The following is an 11,996-nucleotide window of genomic DNA, read 5'->3' as shown; positions in this document are numbered from 1 at the left end:
ATTATTACATGGATAATTTATTGAATGAGTATCAAATAGCACCTAAATATCAGGGAATTCTCAAACAATTCATCAATAAAAAGCAATTAGACAATATTGAATTTTTCTATCAAGGCTTTCATAATGTAACATTTAAAGCAATATTTAAAGGGCAAACAGTACAGTTAAGAATTCCTAGCAATGATTTTGTTAATTGAGAAAATGAAAACAAAGTTTTCAGTCAACTGGAAGACATTTTGTACTACAACGAAGGAATACTAATAAAAAAATGATATGAAGGTAAAACGCTAGACAAAGTAAGAGTAACAACTGAAATTCAACAAAAGGTAATTGAAAAAGTCAAACAATTTCACACCAAAAACATTGATGTTGCTACTTTTGACTGAGATGTGTATCACATTGAAGATCCTAAATATAAAAGATTGGTTAAAAAATATCAAGACCAAACACTTGTTACATCACATGGTGACCTTGCACTCAAAAATATTTTGCTAACAAACAACAATGAAATAGTGTTACTGGATTTTGAATGAGTGCGCAAATGTAATGAAGCTTTTGATGTACTAAGTTTGTATCAAAATGGTTTTGACAAAGAACTTTTAAAAGAAAGCTTTGGAATGAGTGAAGAATATTTCACTGATTTTGAGTATTTATGTGAACAGTTTAGATTCTATGCTTACAAACAAACATATGTTAACTTGTTACAAAACAATGCGAATTTAAAACAGATAAAAGGCGGACTAACAAACGAAAGTTATGTTCTAAATGATAAATTCATTCAGTTTAAAAAATACAACGAATACAATCATCTTAACAATCATATGATTTTTAACAATCAACCTTGAAACGCAAATGTTGTCTATGAAGATGACAAAATTGTAGTTCGTGATTTCATAAAAAATACCATCTTTGAAATTAGCAGTCCAACGATATTGAAAAAGATAGCCTTAGCTTTAAAACAAATGCATTACTCGAATATCAATGTTGAACATAATAATGTATCAGATAGGGTCGAAACTTGGTTTCACGAGTATCATTATCATCCCAAAATTGAAGAATTAGATGAAAACTTAAAGAAAAAATTATTAGAAAATTTTCATTTACTTGATAGCAATGTTGTAAGCCACAATGATCTAAATCCTTTAAACATTATTTATACAAAAGATGAAATAATAAAATTTATTGATTTAGAATATGTGTGTTTTAACACAAAATATTTCGACCTTGCATATTTTTCAAGCAACGCTTTTTTGACTGACAAACAAGAAAAATATTTACTGTCTTGTTATGAAGAAGTAACTGATTGAAGTGAATACTATCGATTGAAATGTTTAGTTAATTTCTACGGTTTATTGTGATCTCTTGATATCAATGACGAATTCAATTTGTGTGTTAATATCAACAATATAAATAAATATAAAGAATATTTAAAATAAAAATTGCAGACTACTCAGTCAATGGCTGAGTAGATTTTTATATTGTCTTAACGACTTGTAATTTTCCCAAAAAGAGTGTTTTATGCGTCAAACATTAAGTAAAACTGCATTTTTTATATAAAAAAAAGCAAGAGAAAATATTCTCTTGCAGATGTCAAATTGCTTTATTTTAGTGGAGTAAGAATTTTTTAACTATGTTATCAAAACGGTACAAGTAATCAATAATTGCTTCACCAAGTCCGTTTTGTTCAACTGATGATGTGTGAAAATGAGCAAGTTTTTTAATCTTACTATCACCATTCGCCATGGCATAAGAAAAACCACATAATGAAAGCATAGATACATCGTTTCCACTGTCGCCTACAGCCATAAAATCTTCAAATGAATGTTGCGTATAAATGGTGCTTTGTAAAAACTCAATACCACTAGCTTTTGAAACATTATTTGGTGTTACTTCTACTACAAAATTACCAACAACTACATCTTCAGAAATAGGTCTCAATAACTCAGCAATTTGGTTACGTTCTTTAGAACTTTCGGCTCAAATTTCAATTTTAACAATCTCTTCTAGCGATTCATCTTTATACTCTGAAATGATACTTTTTTGTTCTTTATTAGTAAAGTGAAAATCAGTAACATAATCAAGAAAATTATTATCCGATATATTCAAGTAATAATACTTGTTCGAGTTAAAAAAAGTTGTAGGTCACTTATTTTCTTTAATAACATTGATAATTCGTTTTACTTTATCAACATCTATGTATCTTTCATACACAAATTCTTGATTTTGAACATCAAAAATCTGCGCTCCGGATGAACATATTGCAAACCTTACTCCTAATTGTTGGCACACTTCTGCTACCCGTTCAAAATAAGGATTTCCTGTCGCCAGATTGAAGTCTCCTGGGTTAAGGTTTTCTTCCGAGCTATGAATTGCAAAATTAATATCTTGTTTTGTATCCTTACTTATTACAAAATCTTTGCCATATAAAGTTCCATCCATGTCGCTAAAAATAACTGGTTTGATAATTTTGCTCATTTTTACTCCTTACTAATTAGTTATTTTATAACATTATTTGTTGAAAAAAATGTGGCAAGTGCCACATTTAGATAATTTAATAAACTTGAGGGATTAGTTTTCTTCCTTAGGTTCATTGTTTTGGTTATTCATCATATTTTCCAAGTCTTCTGGTTTCATTCCACTTGCTTGCATTTGTTCTTGGAAGTGACGCATTTGTGTTTCAAATAAATCAATTTTTGATTTTAATTCTGCTCATTTTCCTGCTTCATATAAATCTTTTAATTCTTTTAGTTCTGCTTCTGCTTTGATTTTTTGATCACTATTTAATTTGTCACCTTGTTCTGCTAATGATTTTTCTAATTGATTAATCATTGATTCAGCACGGACTTTTGTTTCAACTTCTTCACGACGTTTTTGGTCAGCTTCACGATGTTCTTCAGCATCTTTAACCATTTTTTCAACTTCATCGTTTGATAATTGACTTGCATTTTGAATAGTAATAGTTTGTTCTTTATTAGTTTTCTTATCTTTAGCAGTAACAGTGGTAATTCCATTAACATCAATTGTAAAGCTTACTTCGATTTGTGGAACTCCACGAGGAGCTGGGTCAATACCCTCAAGATTAAATTGCCCTAAAATCTTGTTGTCATAAGCCATTTGTCTTTCACCTTGCACGATAACAATAGAAACAGCAGTTTGATTGTCTGATGCAGTTGAGAAAACTTGTGATTTTGTAACAGGAATTTTTGAGTTACGTGGGATTAAAGGAGCAACAATTCCACCTTCGGTTTCAATTCCTAAAGTTAGCGGAGTAACATCTAATAATAGAATGTCATCAATGTCTCCAGCTAGAACTCCACCTTGGATTGCTGCACCCATTGCAACAACTTCATCTGGGTTAACTGAATGATTAGGTTTTTTACCTAAAACTCTTTCAACTAATTCTTGCACAGCTGGCATTCTAGTTGAACCACCAACTAAAAGAACTTCATCAAGATCCTTGGCTTCAATTTTTGCTTCTTTTAGAGCATCTAAAATAGGTTTTTTTACTCTATCTAGTAGATCTTGAGTCATTTTTTCAAATTCTGATCTACTTAGTTCTAATTCAACGTTGATTGGCCCTTCTGATGTAACTGCTAAAAATGGTAATGAGATGTTAGCAACTAGTGATGCTGATAATGTGATTTTTGCTTTTTCAGCTTCTTCTTTCAAGCGGGCCATAGCCATTTTGTCATTTGAAGGATCATAGTTGTATTCTGATTTGATTTTTTCAACCATTCAATTAACAATTTTGTGGTCTCAATCGTCCCCCCCTAAGTGGTTGTCTCCTGATGTTGAAAGAACTTCAAATGTTCCTTCTTCCATTTCTAGAACACTAACGTCAAATGTTCCACCTCCAAGGTCGAATACTAAAACTTTTTGATTTTCTTGTTTATCTTTATCAAGACCGAAAGCTAAAGCTGCTGCAGTTGGTTCGTTAATGATACGGATAACGTCTAAACCAGCAATTTTTCCTGCGTTTTTAGTTGCTTCACGTTGTGCGTTGTCAAAGTATGCAGGAACAGTAATAATTGCTTTTTTAATTGTTTGTCCAGCTTTTTTTTCTGCATAGTCTTTAATGTAACTTAAAATCATTGCACTAATTTGTTCTGGTGTGTATTCTTTTCCATTTGCTTTTACTTTTTGACTTGTTCCCATTAATCTTTTAATAGAAGCAATTGCATTAGGGTTAGTTTCAAGTTGTCTTTTTGCCACTTCTCCTACAATAATTTCATCGTTTTTAAAACTTACTACTGAAGGTGTAGTTCTTTTTCCATTAGGATTTTCTAAAACTTTAGGTTGTTTGTTTTCAATAATTGCTGCAACTGAGTTTGTAGTTCCTAAGTCAATTCCTAAAATAATTTCTTTTGCCATAATAAACTCCTTAAATTTTTTGTTAATTCAATAAGCTAACTATATTTTACCATATTTTTAGCACTTGCAACATTAGAGTGCTAAATTTTCTTTTTTAAATTTTTAGGCAAGAAATTAACCTTGCCTAATGAATAGATGTTATTTTTGTACAACAACTAATGCTGGCTTGATAACTCTATCGTGTAGTTTGTAACCAATGCTTTTAACTGCGATGATTTTTTCTTTTTCCAGTCCCGCATCTTGAGTTTCAAAAACTTGTTGTGTATAAGGATCAAAATCAGTACCTACTTGTGGAATAATTTTACTAATTCCATAATTTTGCATTACATTTTCCACTTGCCCTAGCAGCATTGCAAAACCTTTCGTGTATGCTTGAACTTCAGGATTTTGACTATTTAATCCTGCTGAGGCCGCTTTTTCAATATTATCTAAAGGTAATAGAATATCTTCAACAAAGCCTTGAATAGCATATTTTTTATTTTCTGCCATTTCATTTTGCATATGATCATAATTTTTAGCTTTAAAAGCCGCTAATTCTTCACTAGCTTTTTGTTGAAATTCTTCTATTTTTCGTTTAAAATCTTCAACATTTTTTTCATTTATATTCTTTTGCTCTAAAACTTGCAAATTCGCCAAGGCTAATTCTTGATGTTTTTTTAATAAGGCTTGACGTAATTGTTCAATTTGCTCACGATCTTTTTTAGTGTATGAATTGGCTTTGTAAATTTTTTTTACAACTAATTTATATTTTGTTTCCTTGTTATCTTCTTCTGTTTTATAAATTTTATCTAACTTGATGTGCTTTGCTTCTCTTTGCAGTAATTCTTCAACTTTTTGGCCTAATTCATAAAAACCAAAAACAATTGTTTTGGTATGTTTTTCAATGTTTTTATCCTTAGTTGTTTCAACTTCAAACTCAACGTTAAGGGAGTCAAATTTTTCTAAAAGCAATTTTTCGTGTGATTTTTTGTGTATTTTTTGCTCTTTTTGTTTCATTTCCATATTATTTTTCCTTTTTATACATCAATAATTTTTCTACTAAGGTCATAGCCTCTATTGCTTCACCATAATTCATTCTATTTGAACCAACAATAGAAATTTCACGAATATTTTCGCTGTTGTTGAAATTAATTTTTTTTGATATAACACTTACGTTTTGGTCATTGATATTGAATTTAATTGAATTTTCTTCGTCTAAATCGCGTTCTAGTGCTTCTCATATTGAGTGATTTTCAATAAGATCAAAAATTTCAGTAATTTGTTCACGACTTATGTCACGTGAAAGGATAATTTGATTCTTGTTGTAAACACGCGATTTGATAGTTTCTTCAAATGTCAAGACTTCGCGAACAAATTGTTGCAGCAATTGCTCGTAATTTTTAACTTGCTCCGCTAAGATTGGTGCTAGTAATTTTGCTCTTTGATTTAGCTCAATTAAAGGTACATCTATTAAACGATCTTTGAATAAGCGCACCGCTACTCTAACATCATTAATGTCAATTAATTTGTTATCAAAATTAAATAATTTCGATTCCACTCTTCCTGTTGATGTTACTAGAACAATGATTGCACTACTTTCGCTCAAAACAGTTAACTGAATTGATTTCAAAACTTCGTTTGCATTGTTTGATACTGTTACTAAAGTAAGTCCTGCAAGCTCACTAATTGCATTTGCTGCTTGTTCGACAGTACAATTGATTGACAATCTTCTTTTTGCTAGTAAATCTTCTAAATGATCTTTGAAATATTTTTCTGGATTGTAGGCTAGAAACTTGGCGTAATATTCTAAACCTTCAGTTGAAGGAATTCTTCCACTCGATGTATGGTTTTTTGCTAAGAAATTGATTTGCTCCAACTTAGCCATGATATTTCTAATTGTTGCTGGCGATCAATCTAGAGAATATCTTTCACATAAAAATTTAGAACCTACCGGTTGACCAGTTTCAATGTAGGCTTCAACAATGTATTTGAAAATATTTTCTTCTGTTTCTTTTAACCTGTTCATATAACCTCTGAAAGTTATTATAACAAAAAATAGCACCATTTTAGCAGTCAAAATTGCTTAGTGCTAAATTATTAGTTGTTATAATTAAGGCATGAACAAACCAGAAATCAATGAAAAACTGATTGCTTACTTTGATAGTGAAATCAAACAAATTTCAAAAAGAATCAAATTTCAGAGTTTTTTTCAGTCTTTTTTTAACTTTTTAATAATTTTAATTAACTTAACAATTATTGCCATTTGTTCTTTTGCAATTTACAAAGGACAACAAATTCTTAAAACTAATAAAGCAGCTGAAGTTAATGTAACCATTTCAATTATTGTTGCTAGTTTCACAATTTTGATTTTCATTCTTGCTATAGTACAAAGTATTTACAAAACATATGCTAAAACTTATACATATAAAAAGATGTATGAGTCGATCGAGTTTATGAAAAACGTTTACATTTATGATGCTAACTTTGAACAAAAACAATATCAATACAACATTGAAGAAATAATGGCATTAGAAAAAAACAAAAGCAATGAAAAAGTTAAAAATATAGTTATTAAAACACTGAGGGGAGAAAAAGGTGAATAATTCTCTATTGATAAAAATAATCAAAGACTATGAAAGCAAAATGAAAAAAAGACTCATTATTTGAAGTTTTTGATTTGTTTCTTTAAATATTATTGTGCTTTTAGTTGCTTTAGTGCTGTCAATATTAAGTACTTTACAAATTTATTCAGGAAGTAAGCTGTTCGGTCCTAATTCTTGAAATGATTATTTGTTATACACTAATGCAATCACAGCAATCACCACTTTTTGTACTTCAATCATGTCATTTTTCGCCCTACGAGTAAAAATTTCTAAATATCAATCACGGATTGAAAAATTAAAAGTTCAATGAGTACTTTATGAACAAAAAATAGGTGAGTATTTTTCAAAAGATCGTGATTTGAAATTCTATAAAAATGTGTGTGATATTTGCAGTATGAGCTGGGAGATAAAATATGAAGAAGAAAAATAATAATGAAGATTGAATAGTTGAAAACCCACACAATAAAGACTTATCAGTTCTTAACAACAGCAAAACTAACTACTTAATTTACCGCAAAAAATACATCATTTCACGTCTTACTTACATTGTGATTTCACTAGTTATTATGATCATTTCTTCACTGCAAATTCTTCTAAACTTGTTTGCTATTCGTTGAAATGAAACACAACTTTTGAAAGATTTGTTTTTGGCAGTAGCAATTCTTAGTGCAATTGTAGCATTCATGCAATCAATTTTATTATTCTTTGACTTTAAAGGTTCAAAAGAAGTTGAAATGGCAAAACTAAGAAACTTGCAAAAACTAAAAGATGAGTACATTGCAAATCCCGAAAGTATCAAAGTTTCAAAAGTTGCTAATCAAATTTACGATATTTCTAAAAAAGACAACAATTAAAAATCAGCCTGTAAAATTTGGCTGATTTTTTTGTTAACTAAATAATGCTGTTTTGTAGCTTGGTCCATATTTCGCTATTAATTGTTGACGATAAGACGTTTTTTGATAAGGGTATTTTTGTTTATCAGTATTATCAATTAAATTGTAGGCTTCCACTCTTATATTGTCTTTAATAATTGGTTTTGTTACTGTCAGAGGTTGGATAAGTGTGCTTTTTAGTTCATACTTAGTGCCATCAGAACCAGTGTATGAAACAGGTTCAACCATGTTACCAAACACTAAGCCGATAGTCATTCCCTCACTATTAGTTACCATAGTTCCGCTGGTTCCACCCCTTGAACCTTTTAAGGCTTGGGTTTGATAATGAATTCCGTAATATCTTGCTCCGCCACGTCCATTGAATGAAGTTTTTTCACTGATAATGCGATTGTTAAGAGTACTTTTTACTTGAAAAAGTAGTTTGTTGGCAGGTTTCGAGTTAGAAAAATCAATATCTTCCAAGTTTTCGTCATCGATGTTGTAAATTTGCGAAACTAAATTCTTAGCCTTATTATCTAAAAAGAATCCATTTCAATAAACTGCATTTGGAATGGCGGTGTATTTAGTTCAAGAAGATAAATATTGTTTTGCATCTTCCGAAGCCTCATTTGCTCTTTGGATTGAAGTTATATTGTCTTTTGTGTATTGTCTGTTTAAAAAATTCGTATCAGCTATGCTTTGAACTGTTGCATAATCTAAGTTCATATATGGTGCTGATTCTTTACTAATATTTGTCAAAGTATGTTCTTGTCCATATTTTTTTAAACTATCAAATTCTTGCTTGGCATCAAGAATATGATTCAATAGTAAGACATTTAAAGATCTTTTATTATCCGAAAGTCAATTATCTAGAAATTCGTCAGTGTTAATGTTTCATTCAAGAACTGCAAAGTCAGCATAGTGATCAACATTGTCTGGATCAGGATACGATAGTGCTGATTTATCCATGAAGTTTCTTGCCATATAAAATATTTTTGGTCAAGCATTTTTAGCTAGTTGGTTTACTACTATTTTGCCAGTTGCTGGGTTTATGAAGTTTACACTTATACTTGTTATTGGTCTAGTTACATCAGGTTGTTTATACTCGTCAAAATCCCTATCTAATTGACTAAATAACAAAGCAACGTGATAATTAGTTGCAAGATATAAACGCCATTTGTTTTCGGCAATGTTTTTATAATCTAAAAGTCAAGTAGTTCCAACATTAGCAGTAATCTTGTTTGGATCTTTTGAAGGAGTGTAAATAGTGAATGAAAATGTACGATTAGCAATTGAATTTAAATAGTCTTGATTTGTTACTAACTGACTATTTTTTGACTCAGTAGTTGTTGAAAAAGATGTTAGTTGTGGGTTTTGACTATAGTATTTATCTTTGTCAAATGAGTAGTATTTAAATTCATTAAGCAACTTTTCATTACTTTGCTTTAAGTCATCATTATCTTTTTGAATATCTTCGACTGCTTTAGTCAGATCTTGATTCTGTTTTTGAATGTCCTGATAGTTTTGACTAAGAGTTTTTAATGAGTCTTGTAAAGAATTAAGCTGTTTTTCTAAAGAACTTATTTGTTCGTTGCGAGCAAGAATTTGACTATTTGTATCATTTAATTCTTTAATTTTTTGCTCTAGTTGTGTTTGTGCTGACTCTTTTTCAGTCTTTTCACTACTCAATGACTGAGTTAGTTGTTGAATTTGACTAAGTTGGTCTTGGCTCTGTTTATTTAGTTGTGTAATTATATCTTTGTTGTTATTTAGTTGCTGAGTTAATTGTTGGATATTTATTTCAAGCTCAGTTATTTTTTTCTTTTCAGCACTATTATCACAAGCACTCAACATAACTGGTGCAGTAATGGCAGGTAACAAAGCTAAAGGTGTCATAAAACTTCATAGTTTTCTCTTCATAATTACAAATATTATACTAGTGAAATGCAGGACAAAAAGAAAAAAAGCCCGAGGGCTTTAACTAATTAAAATAACGCATTTTTTGTTGATTTTTGAATTGCTTTTGCATTCAAATAATTAGATGTTGCAATCCAAATAAAATGAATGCGTAAACTGGAATTTCAATTAATGTTTTAAACATTATCGGAATCATAAAATAGAAATAGTAATCACCATACGCTCATTTTGAACTTCTTGCAAAGTAACGATTATAAAAAGTTATATATGCAAAAGGTCCTCATAACCATCTAAAAATAATAATTATTGTAAATACGATGATTAATATAACAAAGAAGTTTTGAAATGATTTTCTTTCACTCATAAATAAACAGAATATGGCGATTGCTCATATTGTTAAAATACACAAACTAGAAACAATCATAACTGTCTGAATACTTACTAATTTTGGTTTTTTAGCACTCATTCCACTTTGAATCAGTGAGTACTGGGTACTTATGAATACTACAAACAAAATTGTTAAAAGCAGTAAAGTACCAAATCCTGTTAGAAAAATAGTTTTTTTCGATAAGCTTCGCATTTTAAACATCAATCATGCCAAAATAGCAATCAAAGGTGGAATAATGGCATAAACTAACATATAAAAATGAATTCCGTAGATTAGTTGTGTGACAAGGTCACAGAAAAATGATAAAAATGCTCCTTTTATTGGTCCTAAAACTATTCCAAAAATAATAAATAAAGTGTAAGTAATAGAAATTTTAAAAGCACCAACAAAAGCGTATCTTTCAATTGACTCAATAATGAAGTAAAGAGCTAATAAAATTCCGAATACTGCTAAATCATAAACACTGAAAGTAAATTCTTTTTTCAGTCTACTAATGAATGTCTTTGTGACTAATCCTCCTGTAATCCTAATTCAATCAACGACAACAACATAGGCACAGTTGAGTAGTTATTTTTCTTTGCAGTTGAAGCAATGTCAATATGTAATAAATCTGCGTTTTCTTTGAATTGTTGTAAAAACATAGCAGCAGTACAACTTCCTGCATTTCCAGAGGGATCTGAATTATATAAATCGGCAATCTTTGATTTAGTTAATCCTTCTAAATACTCATCATCTAGAGGCAGTTGTCAAATCAGCTCACCAGCAACTTGGCTAGCATTTTCTAGCTTATCAAAAAGTTCTTGACTCGAAGAAAAAATTCCACTGTAGGTTTCTCCAACACAGTAACTTACTGCTCCAGTCAGTGTGGCAATATCAATAATTTGAGTTGCTTTTAAATTTCTTACAGCATAAGTAATTCCATCAGCTAAAACCAAACGACCTTCAGCATCAGTATTGTTAACTTCAACACTTAAACCATTCATTGAACGATACACTGTGTCAGGTGTTGATGCAAGTGAGCTTATTTTGTTATCAGTTAACATCAAAATAGCACTCATGTTTTTAGTTCCACCCAGTTTAGCTATTGCTCATAGACTGAAAGCGGCCACAACACTTCCTGTCATGTCATATTTCATTCCAGGCATTCCTTTTTTGGTTTTTACTTGGTAACCACCTGAGTCAAAGGTGATTCCTTTACCTACTAGAGCTAAACTTTCTTGTGAGTCTTTGTTTGGTTTATAAGTTATTGCTACTAATTTAGGTTCATAAGCAGAACCTGCGTTTACACTCAAGAATAAATTCATTCCCAATTGTTCAACTTCTTTTCTAGAAAGAACTTTTACTTCTATGTTTTTAAGCCCTTTAAATTTTTTAACAATTTCCTGTGCTAAAAATTCGCTGTTGGCAATGTTTGGTGCCATTGCTTGATAGTATCTTGCTTGGTTATGTGCTTCTGAAACAATCAGTGCTTTTTGATAAGCTTTGTCAAATGCTTCACTAGTCTCACTTATTAAAATCTTGTGATCAAATTTGTGTACTTTGTCATTGTTTTTTCAAGTAAATGAGTCAAACTTTGCATATTCCAGACCATAAGTTAGTCAGTAGAGAATTTGGTCTAATTGTTCAAATTTGTTGTTTTTAAAAGAATCTAGCTCAAAAGTGTATTCACGATTAGCATCTGTAACTAAATTTTTGGCAATTTGACTAAAGTCGCTGACATTTTTTAATTTATTTAAATCTAAATATAGTTTTGCTTGTTTTGTTACAACATCTTCTTCAACTTTTTTGTGCTTGTTTTTTGCTTTTGAAGAATAGTCGGCCTTTAGTAATCAAGCATTATTGTTTTGATTTTCTAATTTAGTCATT

General features: G+C 30.2%; 11 protein-coding genes. 4 read left to right on the top strand and 7 right to left on the bottom strand.

Going from position 1 to position 11,996, the window contains the following annotated elements; all coding sequences use genetic code 4:
• Positions 1 to 8: 8 nt before the first annotated feature.
• Positions 9 to 1,436, top strand: coding sequence for a phosphotransferase (locus ACWXVN_RS01975; RefSeq protein ID WP_455978946.1), 1,428 nt, complete (start codon positions 9 to 11; stop codon positions 1,434 to 1,436).
• 169 nt (positions 1,437 to 1,605) lie between these two features.
• Here ACWXVN_RS01975 and ACWXVN_RS01970 read toward each other — a convergent pair whose 3' ends face one another.
• The 4 genes from ACWXVN_RS01970 to hrcA form a co-directional block, all read right to left on the bottom strand.
• Entirely contained in the window at positions 1,606 to 2,475 is an 870-nt protein-coding gene (locus ACWXVN_RS01970; protein WP_455978945.1) for a Cof-type HAD-IIB family hydrolase, read from the bottom strand.
• A gap of 93 nt (positions 2,476 to 2,568) precedes the next feature.
• Positions 2,569 to 4,371 carry a molecular chaperone DnaK gene (gene dnaK, locus ACWXVN_RS01965; RefSeq protein ID WP_455967730.1) on the bottom strand — a complete coding sequence of 601 codons (1,803 nt, stop codon included), beginning with the start codon at positions 4,369 to 4,371 and terminating at the stop codon, positions 2,569 to 2,571.
• A gap of 138 nt (positions 4,372 to 4,509) precedes the next feature.
• Complete coding sequence (locus ACWXVN_RS01960; RefSeq protein ID WP_455978944.1) at positions 4,510 to 5,373, bottom strand: nucleotide exchange factor GrpE; 864 nt, start codon at positions 5,371 to 5,373, stop codon at positions 4,510 to 4,512.
• 1 nt (position 5,374) lies between these two features.
• Complete coding sequence (hrcA, locus tag ACWXVN_RS01955; protein ID WP_455978943.1) at positions 5,375 to 6,376, bottom strand: heat-inducible transcriptional repressor HrcA; 1,002 nt, start codon at positions 6,374 to 6,376, stop codon at positions 5,375 to 5,377.
• A 91-nt stretch (positions 6,377 to 6,467) separates the two neighbouring features.
• On the opposite strand from hrcA, the gene ACWXVN_RS01950 reads away from it, so the two are divergent.
• From ACWXVN_RS01950 to ACWXVN_RS01940, 3 genes are read left to right on the top strand one after another with little or no spacing between them, the layout of a single operon-like run.
• Positions 6,468 to 6,953, top strand: coding sequence for a hypothetical protein (locus tag ACWXVN_RS01950; protein WP_455978942.1), 486 nt, complete (start codon positions 6,468 to 6,470; stop codon positions 6,951 to 6,953).
• 7 nt (positions 6,954 to 6,960) lie between these two features.
• A complete protein-coding gene (locus ACWXVN_RS01945; RefSeq protein ID WP_455967728.1) occupies positions 6,961 to 7,383 on the top strand; it encodes a hypothetical protein in 423 nt (140 codons plus the stop codon).
• Positions 7,367 to 7,807, top strand: coding sequence for a hypothetical protein (locus ACWXVN_RS01940; RefSeq protein ID WP_455978941.1), 441 nt, complete (start codon positions 7,367 to 7,369; stop codon positions 7,805 to 7,807). The genes ACWXVN_RS01945 and ACWXVN_RS01940 overlap by 17 nt, the downstream gene beginning before the upstream one ends.
• Before the next feature lie 33 nt (positions 7,808 to 7,840).
• Here the strand turns inward: ACWXVN_RS01940 and ACWXVN_RS01935 are convergent, their stop codons facing one another.
• From ACWXVN_RS01935 to ACWXVN_RS01925, 3 genes are all read right to left on the bottom strand, one after another.
• The gene (locus tag ACWXVN_RS01935) at positions 7,841 to 9,745 is read right to left on the bottom strand and encodes an MIP family Ig-specific serine endopeptidase (protein WP_455978940.1); all 1,905 of its coding nucleotides are present in this window, start codon (positions 9,743 to 9,745) and stop codon (positions 7,841 to 7,843) included.
• A gap of 61 nt (positions 9,746 to 9,806) precedes the next feature.
• The gene (locus ACWXVN_RS01930; RefSeq protein ID WP_438341390.1) at positions 9,807 to 10,382 is read right to left on the bottom strand and encodes a hypothetical protein; all 576 of its coding nucleotides are present in this window, start codon (positions 10,380 to 10,382) and stop codon (positions 9,807 to 9,809) included.
• A gap of 257 nt (positions 10,383 to 10,639) precedes the next feature.
• Positions 10,640 to 11,995, bottom strand: coding sequence for a M17 family metallopeptidase (locus ACWXVN_RS01925; RefSeq protein WP_455978939.1), 1,356 nt, complete (start codon positions 11,993 to 11,995; stop codon positions 10,640 to 10,642).
• Between the last annotated feature and the right edge of the window lies 1 nt (position 11,996).

The sequence above is a fragment of the Mycoplasma sp. 4044 genome, from assembly GCF_053851695.1.
The sequence above is the reverse complement of the archived record's forward strand: the minus strand, read 5'-3'. Positions and strand labels throughout refer to the sequence as shown.